Source organism: Sorangium sp. So ce362, assembly GCF_051519845.1.
Lineage (GTDB): Bacteria > Myxococcota_A > Polyangia > Polyangiales > Polyangiaceae > Sorangium.
Map to the genome: position 1 here is coordinate 9,845,048 of NZ_CP150332.1, position 14,202 is coordinate 9,859,249.

General features: G+C 70.5%; 14 protein-coding genes. 9 read left to right on the forward strand and 5 right to left on the reverse strand.

Annotated features, from left to right (window positions below; all coding sequences use genetic code 11):
- Nucleotides 1-6: 6 nt before the first annotated feature.
- Nucleotides 7-324 (reverse strand): hypothetical protein, encoded by a 318-nt coding sequence (locus WMF17_RS37905; RefSeq protein WP_437598255.1) that lies wholly within the window; start codon nt 322-324, stop codon nt 7-9.
- Nucleotides 325-440: 116 nt separating this feature from the next.
- The gene (locus tag WMF17_RS37910) at nt 441-995 is read right to left on the reverse strand and encodes a hypothetical protein (RefSeq protein WP_437645869.1); all 555 of its coding nucleotides are present in this window, start codon (nt 993-995) and stop codon (nt 441-443) included.
- A 289-nt stretch (nt 996-1,284) separates the two neighbouring features.
- Here WMF17_RS37910 and WMF17_RS37915 point away from each other — a divergent pair, with 289 nt between their 5' ends.
- On the forward strand, nt 1,285-1,995 hold the full coding sequence (locus WMF17_RS37915; RefSeq protein ID WP_437598257.1) for a caleosin family protein: 711 nt from the start codon (nt 1,285-1,287) through the stop codon (nt 1,993-1,995).
- Nucleotides 1,996-2,506: 511 nt separating this feature from the next.
- On the opposite strand, the gene WMF17_RS37920 is transcribed toward WMF17_RS37915, so the two are convergent.
- Nucleotides 2,507-3,208 carry a M23 family metallopeptidase gene (locus WMF17_RS37920; RefSeq protein ID WP_437645871.1) on the reverse strand — a complete coding sequence of 234 codons (702 nt, stop codon included), beginning with the start codon at nt 3,206-3,208 and terminating at the stop codon, nt 2,507-2,509.
- Between the two features lie 41 nt (nt 3,209-3,249).
- On the opposite strand from WMF17_RS37920, the gene WMF17_RS37925 reads away from it, so the two are divergent.
- The 3 genes from WMF17_RS37925 (at nt 3,250) to WMF17_RS37935 (ending at nt 5,441) form a co-directional block, all read left to right on the forward strand.
- The gene (locus WMF17_RS37925) at nt 3,250-3,474 is read left to right on the forward strand and encodes a hypothetical protein (protein ID WP_437645872.1); all 225 of its coding nucleotides are present in this window, start codon (nt 3,250-3,252) and stop codon (nt 3,472-3,474) included.
- Nucleotides 3,475-3,790: 316 nt separating this feature from the next.
- Nucleotides 3,791-3,997, forward strand: coding sequence for a caleosin family protein (locus tag WMF17_RS37930; RefSeq protein ID WP_437598262.1), 207 nt, complete (start codon nt 3,791-3,793; stop codon nt 3,995-3,997).
- Nucleotides 3,998-4,073: 76 nt separating this feature from the next.
- Nucleotides 4,074-5,441: a glycosyltransferase family 87 protein gene (locus WMF17_RS37935; protein WP_437598263.1), complete on the forward strand. Its 1,368-nt coding sequence runs from the start codon at nt 4,074-4,076 to the stop codon at nt 5,439-5,441.
- On the opposite strand, the gene WMF17_RS37940 is transcribed toward WMF17_RS37935, so the two are convergent.
- Nucleotides 5,404-6,762 carry a hypothetical protein gene (locus WMF17_RS37940; protein WP_437598264.1) on the reverse strand — a complete coding sequence of 453 codons (1,359 nt, stop codon included), beginning with the start codon at nt 6,760-6,762 and terminating at the stop codon, nt 5,404-5,406. The genes WMF17_RS37935 and WMF17_RS37940 overlap by 38 nt on opposite strands.
- 89 nt (nt 6,763-6,851) lie before the next feature.
- On the opposite strand from WMF17_RS37940, the gene WMF17_RS37945 reads away from it, so the two are divergent.
- The 3 genes from WMF17_RS37945 to WMF17_RS37955 all read left to right on the forward strand — a co-directional run bounded on the left by WMF17_RS37945 (nt 6,852) and on the right by WMF17_RS37955 (nt 11,298).
- Nucleotides 6,852-7,307 carry a PIN domain-containing protein gene (locus tag WMF17_RS37945; RefSeq protein ID WP_437598265.1) on the forward strand — a complete coding sequence of 152 codons (456 nt, stop codon included), beginning with the start codon at nt 6,852-6,854 and terminating at the stop codon, nt 7,305-7,307.
- A 260-nt stretch (nt 7,308-7,567) separates the two neighbouring features.
- Nucleotides 7,568-8,824, forward strand: a complete 1,257-nt coding sequence (locus WMF17_RS37950; RefSeq protein WP_437645874.1) for a putative metal-binding motif-containing protein — start codon at nt 7,568-7,570, stop codon at nt 8,822-8,824.
- 227 nt (nt 8,825-9,051) lie between these two features.
- The gene (locus WMF17_RS37955) at nt 9,052-11,298 is read left to right on the forward strand and encodes a glycoside hydrolase family 2 protein (protein WP_437645875.1); all 2,247 of its coding nucleotides are present in this window, start codon (nt 9,052-9,054) and stop codon (nt 11,296-11,298) included.
- Between the two features lie 22 nt (nt 11,299-11,320).
- Here WMF17_RS37955 and WMF17_RS37960 read toward each other — a convergent pair whose 3' ends face one another.
- Nucleotides 11,321-12,175 carry a hypothetical protein gene (locus WMF17_RS37960; RefSeq protein ID WP_437645877.1) on the reverse strand — a complete coding sequence of 285 codons (855 nt, stop codon included), beginning with the start codon at nt 12,173-12,175 and terminating at the stop codon, nt 11,321-11,323.
- A gap of 366 nt (nt 12,176-12,541) precedes the next feature.
- On the opposite strand from WMF17_RS37960, the gene WMF17_RS37965 reads away from it, so the two are divergent.
- Together WMF17_RS37965 and WMF17_RS37970 are read left to right on the forward strand one after the other, a co-directional pair.
- Nucleotides 12,542-13,309 carry an SDR family NAD(P)-dependent oxidoreductase gene (locus WMF17_RS37965; RefSeq protein WP_437598269.1) on the forward strand — a complete coding sequence of 256 codons (768 nt, stop codon included), beginning with the start codon at nt 12,542-12,544 and terminating at the stop codon, nt 13,307-13,309.
- A 218-nt stretch (nt 13,310-13,527) separates the two neighbouring features.
- Nucleotides 13,528-13,890: a GFA family protein gene (locus WMF17_RS37970; protein WP_437598270.1), complete on the forward strand. Its 363-nt coding sequence runs from the start codon at nt 13,528-13,530 to the stop codon at nt 13,888-13,890.
- The last annotated feature ends 312 nt before the right edge of the window (nt 13,891-14,202 follow it).

A 14,202-nucleotide genomic window follows, 5' to 3' on the forward strand; every position in this document is an offset into this window, starting at 1 on the left:
CTCCCCTCAGCGGCGAGCCAGGCAGCTGTTCAACGACTCCAGCTGGATGCTGCACTCTTCGTTGTAATTCTCCGGAATGCAGTTGTCGTCGGCGTGGTTGCGGCACTCGAGGTAGGACTCCCACGCGTCCTCGCAGGCGGCCTCCTCGGCCGCCTCCGTCTCGGCGCCGCAGGCGTCCAGACAGGCGTCCTCGGTCATGGGCGCGCCCGGGCACTCCACCGCCCGCTCGCAGAGCTCAGGGCACCCCTCCTCGCCGTGGCCGTCGCTGCAGCTCAGGGCGGCGAGGGCGAGCCCGACGAGCGCGATGCTGGTCATCACCTTCATCGGGCCATCGTACCATGAGCGCGACGCGGCGCGCGGCCCGCGCGGGCTCGGGGGGAGTGTCCCCGCCGCCGCGGCAGCGCCGGGGGCCGCGGCGCCCTCCCCGGAGAGGGCGCGGCTCAGGGCAGGAGCCGGGAGATGAAGCTCCACTTCGCCGAGCGGCCGGACTTCATGGCGAGGATCGTGGTCACGCCGATCACCCCCGCCGTGAGGGCGATGTTGAGCGGCCCCATGACATTGAGGAGCTGCTGCAGCCCCGCGGCCTTCGCGGGCGTGCGCGGCGACGGCGTGTCGCCGTCCCGGACCGGCACGGCGTGGCCGGGCGCCTGCTCGCTCATCTGACGTCCGCTCACCATGTTGACGAGGCTCGTCGCGAGCGTCGCGCCGAGCAGGACGTCCTTCAAGCGCACAAGATTGCGGGTCTCCTCGTCGATCGACCGCCCCGAGATTATCGTCCGCCCGATAAACCAGGTGGCCGCGGCGGTGCCGAGCGAGATCGCGTTGACGAGGTTGTATCGCTGCCAGGCGTCGGCGAGCACCTTGCCGCGCTCCGCCTCGGAATGGATATCCTTGACCGCCTGGTGCAACGCCAGCCGGCCGAAGAGAGGGCCGCCGAACCCCGCGGCGAGACCGAGCTCATGTAATACCCATGCAGACGTCGAGAGTGTAGCCATGTCGTTCCACCTCGTCGCGACGCACCAAGCAAGATCGTGCCCAGGGCCGGACCGCGCTCCGTGCTCCAAGCCGTCGCAGACGCGCCGGCTCAGCAGCGCCCCCGCGGTCACTCTGTGATCGTCGGCCACCCAGCGAGGCAATTTGTCTCACACGTCGGCGATCCGGCCACGCGGGCGCAGCAGATTGCGCCGCGCCGCCCCGTTCCGCACCGCGTCGGCCCGCGTCGTGCTTTCGCACCCGGGCCAGGATGGACGCGGCCAGGTCGCGCAAACGCGGGAGAGGAGCACCATGGACGAGCGAAACGGCAGGCTGAGGACCTTCGAACCAACGCAGCTATCGGGGTCGCCCTCGGCGGACGCGAGCCCGCCGCCCCACGGCGAGGGGCGGGGGCCGGAGCGGTTCGTGTCGGCGTCGGCGACCCGGGACGTGTACGGCACGCAGCCGGCGGCGCTCGGCGACAGGACGGCGCTCGAGTTGCACTCGGCCTTCTTCGACAGGAACCATGATGGGGTCATCACGCTCCGCGAGACCTACGAGGGGCTGCGCGCGCTCGGGATCGGGCGGGTGATCTCCGCGTGGTTCGCGCTCGCCATCAACGGGGCGCTCGGGCCCGCGACGTCCCGATCGTTCGTTCCCACGCTCTCGATCACCCTCGAGAACATCCACCGAGCGAAGCACGCGAGCGACACAGACGTCTACGACAAGGACGGCAGGTTCGACCCGCAGAAGTTCGACGAGCTGTTCGCGCGCTGGGACAAGGACCGCGACGGCGCCCTGAACGCCCGCGAGCTCGTGGCGCGCGCGCTGGGAGATCGCGACCTGGGCGATGTGCTCGGGTTCCTGGCGTCAGCAGGCGAGTGGTCGGTGCTCTACGCGCTCGCCGGCAAAGGGGGGAAGCTGACGCGCGAGCAGCTGCGCCGGATGTACGACGGGACGCTCTTCTACGAGCTCGAGCGAGAGGGGCGGGCCGCCCGAAGCAGCAAGAGCGCCGCGGCGTGATCCGCGGAATCGGCGGAGCTTTCGCCCCGACCAGGACACTTGACGTCCTGGATCGACACAACAGAACGTGAGCGCCGTGACAGCGCTCGCAGCCGCCGCCGAGAAGCGCATCTCGGGCAAAATCCCGTGTTATCTCGCGACCTTCGCGTTCTCCACGGCTGCCGCCTTGCCTTGCGCCCTCGACATCGTCCTCAAGCCGTCGGTCGCGATCGATTTCAATCGTGAACCACTATCCGAGCCACATCTGCGCGCTCGCGCGTGCGGGCCGGCTCGACGTGTTCTTCTGGATCTACGTGCTGATCAACGGCCTCTACCTGGCGAAGAGGTGGCTCGGACTGCTCCTCAGGTTCGGGCGGCCGTGGCTGGCAGGGCCGAGGAGCCGCGTGGACGGCGGTGAGCTCGACGGCTCTCGCCCGCGCCCCCGCGGCCCTCGCGCCGCTCCTATCGTCGTGCTGGGCGTCCGGCGCCTGGCGCGCCAAGCTCGACAGCGTCGCCGGACGCCGCGGCCCGACTACCAGGTCCCCGTCGTCGGCGCCTGTCCGGTGTTCCAGAGATCGATGCTCAGCGCGCCGGCGTCGATGCTGTACGCCCTCCAGCCCCACGGATCGAAGCCCGCCGGCGGATCGAAGCCGTAGGGCTCGATCACGTTGCGCCAGCCGTCGTTGCCGGCGGCGTCGATGGTGAGCGTCTCGGTGCGGTCGGTCGCCGTGTTGTTCATGCGGATGACGGCGAAGTGCAGGTGCGACTCCGACGAGCACCCCACCCACCCGACCTCGCCGATCTTCTGCCCCTTGGTCACCGTAGCTCCGTCCGCGACCGAGAGCACATTGAGATGGAAGTAGGCGGACGTGAACTTCTCGGTGTACGTCGACGGGGAGCGCGTCACCTCATGATCGATGTAGACCTCGCCCTGGGTCGGCGAATTGGAGTTGGTACAATTGGTAGTGAGCCACCGCGACTTGCGCACGACGCCGTCAGCCACGGCGATGATGTCTCTGCCTGCCGGCATGGTCCAGTCGTGGCCGTTCGTCGTAGGCAAGCTGGAGCGGCCAGCCGCCGGTGCTGACCCAGATCGTGACGCCGCCGTCGCAGCGGGCGACGACGTTGTTGACTCCGGAAACGGAGTAGACGCCGGCGCGGCGGATCGTGCCGCCGGGGACCATATTGCCCGGTGGCCGTGGCGCACGGATCGCTGTTGGCGCCCGAATCCCACAGGAACACCCAGCCCCCGTTGGGCCAGGTCACGCTGCAGTAATGGCCCATTCCGGATACGGTGATGGGCTGCGCGGCCTCGGCGACGGGCTCATCGGCCTGCTCGTCGAAGAGGGCCGGCATCGCTTCCTCGTCGGTCCCATCGGCGGCTACGCAGCCCGCGAGCGGCCCGAGGGCCGCCGCGCCGATCGCCAGCGCGATGGAATTGAATCGTTGGTGCATAATCAACAACCTCCCTACGTCGCTCCACACCGTGTCATGACATGAAAACGTTCCTTGATTCCCGTCTCGCGCGGCAATCAAGACACATAGAGGCTCAGGCGCACGCGCTTTCGCTGGTGCGGAGACACGCTGCTGCACGAGGTCACTGAGGCGGACGGGCTGCGGTTCGAGCGCCGACACCACGTCGACGCCGAGAGGATAACCCGCGCAAAGCCATTTCGACCTGTTAAGAATTTTCCGCCAACGACCGGCATTTGACAAGAACGTACAAAAAGTACGGATCCACTGATCCGCCTACAAGAAACCAATAGATCCAACGAGTTCACTCGGCTGCGCAGTATTGCCTACACCACGCTGGCTCGTGGCGCGCGCGCTGGGAGATCGCGACCTGTTCGATCTGCTCGGGTTCCTGGCGTCAGCAGGCGACTGGTCGGTGCTCTACGCGCTCGCTGGCAAAGGGGGGAAGCTGACGCGCGAGCAGGTGCGCCGCATGTACGACGGGCCGCTCTTCTACGAGCTCGAGCGAGAGAGGCAGGCCGCACGGAGCAGCGCAAGCGTGCCGGCGTGATCCGCGGCATCGGCGGAGCCGGTCCCCGGCCAGGATACTTGACTTCCTGGACCGACACGGCAAAAATGTAAGCACCGTGACAGCATTCGCAGCCGCCGTCAAGAAGCGCATCTCGGGCGAATTCTCGTGTTATATCGCGATATTCGCGTTCTCCACGGCTGCCGCCTGGCTCTGTGTCCTCGATATCGTTCTCAAGCAGTCGGTCGCGATGGATTTCAAGTCGTTCTACGCGGCCGCCGTCGCGGCCCGCCGGGACCTCGACGTGTACGACGTCAAGGTCCTCGGGTCGATCGCGAAGGAGATGCGGCTGCCGCACGTCCCGGTGTACCCCTACCTGTATCCGCCGTTCTTCGCGCACACCTTCTCGTGGCTCACCCGCCTGCGCCCGAACATCGCACAGCAGGTCTGGTCGAGCATCGCCGTGGTCAGCTACGGCCTCGCCGCGACGTTCGCCGTGGTCGCCGTCCGCCGCGCGACGCAGGACCCCCTCGGCGCGGCCCGCCGCATCGCGGTCCCCACCGTCCTCATCGCGCTCATCGCCTTCCTCACGTGGGGGCTCAACCTGCGCAACAGCCTCGGGATGGGGCAGGTGAACCCGCTCGTCCTCGCGTTCATCTGCGCCGCGCTCGCGCTCTCGGTCGCGCGCAAGGACACCGCCGCAGGGCTCGCCCTCGCGGTCGCCGCGGGGATCAAGGTCACGCCGATCCTGCTCGCGCTCCCCTGGATCATCCAGCGGCGCTTCCGCGCGCTCGCCGGCCTGGCCGCCGGGCTCGCCGCCCTCGTCCTGATCAGCTTGCCGTTCGGCGCCGCGCCGGCGTGGCTCGAGTTCCTGCGGCGGCTGCCGCGCATGTCCCACGGGGCCAAGATCCCGGGCCTCTTCGACGCGGGGTCGGCGCCGAATTTCTCGGTCGCCGGCTTCTACGCGCGGCTCTTCGGCGAGGACGCGGCCGCCATCAGGACCGCGTCGGTGATCACCATCCTGCTCCTCCTCGGCGGCGCGCTCGCGCTGGGCGGCCGCTCCCCCTCCCCGTCGCGCTCGCTGCGGCTGCTCCTGCCGCTGCTCGTCACGATGATCGTGGCGAGCCCGTTCACCTACGTACACCACGTGCTCTACCTCTTCCCGGCCGCGCTCTACGCGCTGGACCGCGCGGCGGAGCAGGAGCGCCGGATCGAGATGGGCGCGCTCGTGGTCCTGTTCTCGCTCGCCACCATCGATTTTCCGTACATCTATGACCGCTTCAAGGGGTCTTTGCCGCGGATCGCTCTCTCGGTGAACCTGTATGTGCTGCTCGTGATGTACGCGCTCGGCATGTTCCTGCTCTGGCGGGAGCGGCGCGAGACAACGACAGGGCGCGAGCCGCCCGCGCCGAACAGCCCAGGCGAAGGGGCGCTCCTCGACGCGAGCTTCACGTCGTCAGGTACGTCGTGCCAGCGCTCAGGATGACATTCCCGCAAGCGCCGCCAAGCTCTCGATCTGCTGACGGAAAGTGCGAGGCAACGAGCGCGGCGGCGGCCGGGCGGAGCACGTCGGCGATGGCCTGCTGTCGCATCCGGTGGAGCTCGTCGGCGGGCAGGAAGCCGTGGGACAGCGGGAGATCGCGGCCGGCGCTGCCGGGCGCCTCGGAGGCCACCTGGTCGAGCGCGCGCGCGAAGGCCACGGCGACGCGCGCACGAAGGCCCGCGCCGCCCGTGGCGAGGGCCCAGCGGACGAACGCCCAGGCGAGCTCCGCGTGGCGCGCCTCGTCGCGCGCGATCGCCTGGAGCGCCATGCGCACCGCCGGCGGCTGCGCCGCCTGGGCCGCGACCTCCGCCTCGATGGCCGAGAGGGTCTCTCCGACGCAGCCCTCCACGACGGTGGCAAGCGTGAGGGCCTCGAGCGAGCCGATGTCGTCGAGCACGCCGTGCAGGGGCAGCGGGCCCACGCCCACCGGCGCTCCTGCGTAGGCCGAGGCGATCGCCAGCGCGAGGCGCGCGTGCCGCACCTCGTCGACCGCGGCGCGGTGCGCCGCCTCGAGCAGCTGGGGAGGCGCGCCGTGCGCCATCAGCCCGAACGCGAAGCGGCCGAAGGAGGCGACCGAGGCGTGCTCGTTCTGGCCGCGCTCGGCCCAGCGCCTACCGAGCTCGCGGCGCTCGTCCGGCGTGAGCTCGCTCAGATCGGTGTCGGCGAGCTCGCGCTCGAAGCGCCGCAAGGCGGTGTGCGACCAGGCGCTCGGGGCGCGCGCGAGCGGCGCGACGCGAGGCTCGCCGCGGACCAGGAGGGGGCGCCCCTCACAGCTGATGGCTCCGACGAGATAGCAGCAGCTCGCGGGAGCCGACGCCGTGCGGTTCGCGTAGGGGCCCTGGATCGCCTCGGCCCCGCCCTCGCCGCCGCCGTCGCACATGCAGGTTCCCGAGCCGGGCGGGAGGTCGTCGAGGTGCGGCGCAGCCTCGGAGGCCGCGGGGCAGGCGCCGTCGACCGGCGCCGCGCAGTGCACCTCGTAACAGCACCGGCCGTAATAGCCGCCGTCGTGCTCCGGCCCGACGCAGGTCGGATCCGGGTAGGGATCGAGCGGCGCCGAGGCGTCGGGAGGGCCGGGCTCGCCGCCGCCCCCGGACTGCGACGATGCGCCTCCCGACGAGGTCGAGCCCCCGCCGGACTGCGACGATGCGCCTTCAGGCGGGGTCGAGCCCCCGCCGGTCTCGACTTGCGGGCCGCAGCCGGAGGCCAGAGCGAGGCTCGCGCCCCACTGGGACGCGACGAGAATGCGGAGGAGGAAGGTTCGCATGAGCGGTGATAAGCAAGGCATGTACCGTAGAAACACACGTGTTTCCGGCCGACAGGGGCCCCTCGCCGTGCCAGCGTGTGCCATCCATCATGCGGATCGTGCTCGACAGCTCCGTCGCCATCGCCTCGATGAAGCCCGCCGAGGCCGGGCACGCGGACGCGCTCGCCTTTCTCGAGCGCGCCCGCGCGGCCGTGGCCGCGGGCGCGGCGCGCGTGCTCGCGCCGCCCGAGCTGTGGCTGGAGGTGTACGTGGCCGAGCAACGGCTCGCGGCCTCGCGCCGTGGCGCGCCCGCGGCCGCGAGCGCGCTGAGAGGCCTCGAGGTCGAGCTGGTCGCGCCCGCGGACGAGGGCGCCGTCACCGAGTTCCTCGCCCTGCTGACGAAGCGCATGCGCGGCCGCAGGCCCTTCGCCAACGCCACCGACCTCGTGTATCTGTGGGCCGCCCACCGCACCGACGCGACCGTCGTGACCCTCGATGAGGGCCTGCTCAAGTACCACGGTGTCGTCTGCGACGTGACGCGGCCGCAGCACGCCCGGCTCGCGTAACGCGCTGACGCGTCGCGCCGAACGGCGACGCGCTCCGCGACACCCGCTGCCCCGCGGGCGCCGAAACGAGAACAGCGCTGGATGGTCGATGGTCGATGGTCACAGCACAATGTTTCGCTCTGCGCATACGCGCTTGTCGTGCCCAGCGAGGGCGGCTATCCCTGAGCTTCGCAGCGGAGCGCGCGGAGCTCGCGAGCCCGAGCTGCGCGGCGAGACGCATGCGAAGTACATCGCTTTCTTCACCGGCCCTCTCGGTGAGCGTGGCCCTCTTGGCCACGCTGGTCGCGTCGCAGGCTCATGCGCGCCGCAACGGGACGGCGGTGGAGGGGTGCAACGGCTGCCACAGCGGCGGCGCGACGCCCGGTATCACCATCGACCATAGCCCGAAGAACCCGGCGGCCGGCGAGGCAGTGACTCTGCAGGTGCAGATCCAGGCCGCCAACTCGGGCGGCATCTATCTCCGCACCGGGACGGGTCGGCTCTCCCCCATCGCCGGTCAAGGCACCCGCCTCATCGACGAGCGGCAGCTCGTCCACGACGCGCCGAAGCGGGCGAGCGGCGGGGTCGTTCGCTTCGACGCGCAGTGGATCGCGCCGGGAGCGCCGGGCGGCGTCGTCGTCGAGGTGTGGGCCGTCTCGGCCAACGGCGACAACGGCTCTCGCGGAGACGGCGCGTCGGCCACCAGCGCCGCGTTCGCGTACGGATGCGAGGGAGTGACGTATTACCTCGACCGCGACGGAGACGGATACGGCGACTCCGGCGTGCCCAGGGTCGATTGCGTCCAGCCCGCCGAGCACGCCCCCCGCGGCGGGGATTGCGACGACTACAGGGTCGACGTCCACCCCGATCAGGTGGAGGTCTGCAACGGGCTCGACGACGACTGCGACGGCGAGATCGACGAGGACCTGGTGGTGACCACCCAGTACGAAGACGCCGACGGCGACGGATACGGGTCGCTCTTCGGCGCGACCGTCGAGGCGAAGTGCCCTCCCGCCGGCTACGCGCCGAGCGCGAACGATTGCAACGACAAGTCCCCTGACGTCCACCCGGACGCGGTCGAGACATGCAATCTGTACGACGACGACTGCGATGGGCGGGTGGACGAGGGCGTGCGCGAGGTGTGCGGCGTCGGGATGTGCGCGCGCGAGGCGATCGCATGCACCCCTGGGTCGTGCACGCCCGGAGAACCGAGCCCCGAGGTGTGCAACGGGGTCGACGACGACTGCGACGGCGAGACCGACGAGGATCCCGGCCTCTGCGCGCCCGGCGAGGGCTGCCCGAACGGCACGTGCAGCGGCGGGAACGGTGGCGGGACCCCCGGCAGCGCCGTCAGCGCCGTCAGCGCCGGCGTGGGGTCCTCCGGGGCCTCGGGCGGCGGCGCGCCCGACGAGGGCGGCACGAACGGCGGCGGCTGCGCCGTCGACCCCCAAGGCGGGTCGCCGTGGCGGCTGCTCGCCCTCTCGCCGCTCGCCCTCCTCGCGTTGCGGCGCCTGCGGAGGGCCGTCACGGCGCGGTAGCTCCTCCTCCCGAGCCCGAGGTGACACGCATGCTCTACCGCCGCGTCGGCAAACACTGAGTCTGGGCCGGCGCCGGCGCGAGGCGCGCGACCACGCTGACGCGATGTCCCCGCGTGACCGCGCGCGGCGCCCCCTGTGCGGCGTGCAGTGTGCGGTTTACCGTTTGCCGCTCGCCGATCTTCATCTTCCGGACGGCGCGGCGGAGCGCTATGAACGGGGCCATTCCCATGCCCAGCACCTCACGCTTCGCTTCGGAGCACGTCGCCGCCTCGTACCCGCTCGCCCCGCTGACGTGGGAGGTCGGGTTCACCAGGGATCCCTCCGTCCCTCCCGCGGAGCTCGTCCCCGCGAAGGTCCCTGGCGCGGTGCAGCTCGACTGGGCCAGGGCCAAGGGGCTCCCCGACTACACCGTCGGGGACAACTTCCGGCAGCTTCGCTTCGCCGAGGACGTGTACTGGGTCTATCGCGCGCGGCTCGAGATGCCGCGGGCCGGGGCGGGCGAGCGCGTGGTTTTCTTTTGCGGCGGCGTCGACTACCGCTTTCAGGTGGTCCTCAACGGCGAGCTCTGCCACGACCAGGAGGGCATGTTCACGCCGTTCGAGATCGATCTCACCGGTCGCGCAAAGACGGGGGATGAGCTCTCCATCGTGATCTTCCCCGTGCCCAAGGCCACGCCGTCTCCGGAGGACCGGACGCAGGCGCGCCTCTCGAACAAGCCGCCCGTGAGCTACGGCTGGGACTGGCACCCGCGGCTGATCCCGTGCGGGATTTGGCAGGAGACAGGCCTTCAGGTGCGCCCGGCGCGCCACTTCCGCTCGGTGGATTTCCGTTACCGCCTGTCGGACGACCTCACCACGGCCGATCTCGACGTGCGGATCGAGACGAGCGAGACCGGCGCGGGCGCGGCCTGCGCCTCGTATCGGCTCCTCGACCCGGAGGGGAACGAGGTGGTGTCGAGCGAGCGGCCCGAGGCGCGGCTCCCGGGCGTCCGGCTCTGGTGGCCGAACGGGGAGGGCGAGCCGGAGCTGTACACGCTCGAGGTGCGCCTCGGCGGCGCCGTCGTCCACACGCGCAAGGTGGGCTTTCGCCGGGTGCGGCTCGTGATGCACGAGGGCGCCTGGGACGAGCCGACGCGGTTCCCGAAGAGCCGGAGCCGGCCGCCGGTGACGCTCGAGGTGAACGGCCGGACGATCTTCGCGCGCGGGTCGAACTGGGTCTGCCCAGAGATCTTCCCCGGGATCGTCGATGAGGGCGTGTACCGCCCGCTGCTCGAGCTGGCGCGCGACGCCCACTTCAACCTGCTGCGCACCTGGGGCGGCGCGATCATCAACAAGGAAGTGTTCTACGAGCTCTGCGACCAGCTCGGCCTCATGGTCTGGACGGAGTTTCACCTCGCGTGCAACCTGTACGAGGGCGAGCCGGGCTACCTGCGCGTGCTGCAGCAGGAGGCAGAGAGCACCATCCGGCGCGTCCGGCAGCACCCGTCGCTCGCGCTCTGGTGCGGGGGGAACGAGCTCTTCAACGTCTGGTCCGGCATGACCGACCAGTCGCTCCCGCTGCGCCTCCTCAACAAGCTGACCTACGAGCTCGACCGCGACACGCCGTTCATCCCGACCGCGCCGATCGACGGCATGGGGCACGGGGACTACCGGTTCCGCGACGAGCACGGCCGGGAGCCTCACCAGATCTTCGCCACGGCGAGCAACACGGCCTACTCGGAGTTCGGGTGCCCGGGGCCGTCGGACGTGGAGTACCTGAAGACGTTCATCCCCGAGGCCGAGCTCTTCCCGCCGCGGAAGGGCACCGCATGGGAAGCGCACCACGCGTTCGCCGCCTGGAGCACGGACCCCGGGAGCTGGCTTTGCCAGGCCACCCTGGAGCACTACTTCGGCCCCGCGAGGACGCTGGAGGAGCTCGTGGAGAGAGGGCAGCTCCTCCAGTGCGAAGGATACAAGTTCATCTTCGAGGAGGCGCGCCGGCAGAAGCCGGTGTGCGCGATGGCGCTGAACTGGTGTTACAACGAGCCGTGGCCGTCGGCCGCGAACAACAACCTCATCAGCTGGCCGCACCGGCCGAAGCCCGCGTACCACGCGGTGAAGGCGGCGTGCAGGCCCGCGCTCGCCAGCGCCCGGGCGCCGAAGTTCGGCTGGAAGAGCGGGGAGGAGTTCCGCGCCGATCTGTTCGTCCTCAACGACGCTCCGGAGGGCGTCGCGTCAGGCACCGTCGAGGCCCGCGTCGTCTGCGCGGGCCGCTCCGTGACGCTCGTCAGCTGGCGCTTCCCCGACCTCGCGCCGCGGCGCAACGAGAAGGGACCCACGCTCTCCTTCGTGCTCCCCCGGTTCGAGGGAGACACGTTCCGGCTCGATCTCGTCGTGGCGGGCCGCGAAGCGCTCGACTCGAGCTACACGTTCGCATACGCGAGCGTCTCCGAGCAGCGCAGGCCCGCGCCTGGCGAGCGGCTCCTCAACGGCTGAGCGAGGCGCCCCGCCGCGCCGGTCACGAGGCCCTCTTCTGGCGCTTCGGCCAGAAGACGTGGAAGGTCGCGCCGGCGTACGGCGCCGACTCGAGCGCCACGCGGACGACGAGGCGCGTCTGGGGAGGCGGCGCGTGGAGCTCGATGCAATCGGCGATGAGCGCGTGGGCGAGCTGCTCGGCCTCGGCGAGCGCCGCCTGCTCGCGCGCGACGAGCTCGGCCCGCTCCTCGGCGCGGAGGCGCTCTTCCTGGTAGGCCCGGGCGCCCGAGATCGTCGTGGCGATGTGGCCGGCCGCGAGCTCGAAGAAGTCGCCGTAGGCGGCGTCGAGCGCGCGGCGCGGGCTGACGCCGACCACGAGGAAGCCCTGGAGCGCGGCCTGCCCGGACCGCGACAGCGGCAGCACGACCGCCTCGCGGCAGGGCTCGGGCCACCGGCCGCCGGGAGAGAGCCGCGAGGCGGCCGCGAGGCGGGCCGCCGCTCCGCCCGGCTCGATCATGTACACAAGCGCGAACGGCACGTCCGCGGAGCTCTCGGCGAGCGTGCTCACCGAGCGGGCGAGGGTCTCCGCCGGCGAGACCATCGCCGCCGCGGCGGACTGGGCGCCGAGGGCGCGCAGCGCCCGGAGGCGGCGCTCGCCGAGGACGCGCCCCGTCGTCTCGGCGCAAGCGCAGAAGATGCCTCCGACGGCGCCGTCCTCGATCAGGACAGGAGCATAGGAGAACGTGAAGTACGTCTCTTCTCGATAGCCATTGCGCGAGAGGATCAACTGGAAGTCTTCGGACCATGTCGCCTGCCCGGTGGCGCGCACCCCGTCGAGCATCGGGCCGATGACGTCCCATATCTCGCTCCAGCACTCGCGCCCCGGGCGGCATCTCACCGTCGCCGGCGAGGAACGGCGCGTCGCCGGGCCGGGCGGCCCCGGGGAGGTGGCTGTCCTGCATGGCTCTCGGTATACAATAGATGTACGTGAAGCCCTGTCACACCTCCTCGCCTGCCCCGATGAGACCTGCCCCGATGAGCCCGGCGGCGCCTGGGCGAGACCCGCCCGCTCGCGCTGAGCCCGCTGAGCCGCTGCTGGGGCCCGCGACACGAACATGCTAGAGAAGGCAGGGGCGGCGAGAGGCCCACGCCCGAGACGAGCAGCGAGCTGAAGGGCGCGAGCGGATCGCGGGAAGTGGGGAGTCACGCTCCGCGCGCCATCGCGGGGCGCGGAGGCACGACCCCGTGGAGACAGGAGGTCACCATGAGATTGCAAGGCAAGATCGCGCTCGTCACCGGTAGCAGCCGGGGCATCGGCCGCAGCATCGCTGTTCGCTTCGCCCGCGAGGGCGCCGACGTGGCGCTCACGTACCACAAGAGCAAGGAGGGCGCCGAGGAAGCCCGAGCAGAGGTCGAGGCCGCCGGACGGCGAGGTCATCTGTTCGCCGTCGACGTCGCCTCCGTCCAGAGCGTACAGCAGCTGATCCAGGACGTCGTCGCGCGCTTCGGCCGGCTGGACGTGCTGGTCAACAACGCGGGGCTGGAGAAGCGGGCGCCGTTCTGGGAGGTGACCGAGGAGGACTACGATCAGGTCGTGAACACAAACCTCAAAGCGGTGTTCTTCGGGAGCCAGGCGATGGTCCGTCACCTGCGCGCGGCGGGGCGCCCCGGCAAGATCATCAACATCAGCTCGGTGCACGAGGATCTGCCGTTCCCCAACTTCGCAGCGTACTGCGCCAGCAAGGGCGGCGTCCGCATGCTCACGCGCACGCTCGCGGTGGAGCTGCGCGGCACCGGGATCACCGTGAATGCCATCGCGCCGGGCGCGATCGCGACGGAGATCAACGCCGACCTGCTCAGGGACCGCGACAAGCTGAGCGCGCTGCTCGGGCAGATCCCGCTCGGCCGCCTGGGAAAGCCGGAGGACGTGGCCGGGCTCGCCGTGTTCCTCGCCTCGGCGGACGCCGATTACGTGACGGGCTCGACGTACTTCGTCGATGGCGGGCTGACCTGGAACTACGAGGAGCAGTAGGCGAGACACCGGCCCCGCGCCGAGAGTCGGGGATCGCTCGATCAGCCCGGCACCGAGAAAAGTTGTCGACAGGAGGCAATGCGTGACGGCGGAGCCTGGCGCCGGCGACCTGCCGCTGCGCCTCGGGCCCGCTTCCGCTTCCGACTTCCGGCCACAGGCAGCCGCGGCGGTTCGTGTTTTTGCGGCACGCGACCGGCCGCCTGTGGCACCATGCGCCCATGACGGAGCTCAAGACTTATACAGGTGGCTGTCACTGCGGAAAGGTTCGCTACGACGTAAGGGCGGACCTGAGCGCGCCAGTGGGCGTGTGCAACTGCTCGCGCTGCTCGAAGCTGGGCGTGGTCCTGGCCTTCGCGCCGGTGGACCAGTTCACGCTCAAGCAGGGTGGAGACTTCCTCACCGACTACCAGTTCAACAAGAAGGTCATTCACCACATGTTCTGCTCGGTCTGCGGCGTCGAGTCGTTCGCACGGGGAACCGGGCCGGACGGGAAAGAGATGTGCGCCATCAACGTCCGCTGTCTGGACGACGTCGATATCGATTCTCTCAAGACAATGAAATTCGACGGCAAGAGCGTATGATCACGGCCGCGCCGGCCGGGTCCGGGCGGCCGCGGCCGGCGCGACCGGGGTCCGCGGGCCCAGGTCGCGGGGCCCGCGGCCCGGTCATCGCCGGCCCAGCCCCTCGCCCCCCTCGCCAAGAGCTGGTCGCCGTCAGCCTCGCTCGCGGCCGCGCGTGACACTCCGTGAGCTGCGATGACGGCGACGCGTGTACGCAGGTGGGTACGTGCCAATCGGGCGAGCTCATTTGCGCTTCATCAGTTTGTAGGCTCCGCCGCACTTCCGGCCTTCGACCTCGTTCTTCGCGTAGATGCCGCTCTGCGCGTTCTTCTC

Coding starts and splice junctions, on each gene's coding strand:
- WMF17_RS37905 (WP_437598255.1), bottom strand. CDS start 324: ATGAAGGTGATGACCAGCATCGCGCTCGTCGGGCTCGCCCTCGCCGCC.
- WMF17_RS37910 (WP_437645869.1), bottom strand. CDS start 995: ATGGCTACACTCTCGACGTCTGCATGGGTATTACATGAGCTCGGTCTC.
- WMF17_RS37915 (WP_437598257.1), top strand. CDS start 1,285: ATGGACGAGCGAAACGGCAGGCTGAGGACCTTCGAACCAACGCAGCTA.
- WMF17_RS37925 (WP_437645872.1), top strand. CDS start 3,250: ATGGCCCATTCCGGATACGGTGATGGGCTGCGCGGCCTCGGCGACGGG.
- WMF17_RS37940 (WP_437598264.1), bottom strand. CDS start 6,762: ATGCGAACCTTCCTCCTCCGCATTCTCGTCGCGTCCCAGTGGGGCGCG.
- WMF17_RS37945 (WP_437598265.1), top strand. CDS start 6,852: ATGCGGATCGTGCTCGACAGCTCCGTCGCCATCGCCTCGATGAAGCCC.
- WMF17_RS37955 (WP_437645875.1), top strand. CDS start 9,052: ATGCCCAGCACCTCACGCTTCGCTTCGGAGCACGTCGCCGCCTCGTAC.
- WMF17_RS37965 (WP_437598269.1), top strand. CDS start 12,542: ATGAGATTGCAAGGCAAGATCGCGCTCGTCACCGGTAGCAGCCGGGGC.
- WMF17_RS37970 (WP_437598270.1), top strand. CDS start 13,528: ATGACGGAGCTCAAGACTTATACAGGTGGCTGTCACTGCGGAAAGGTT.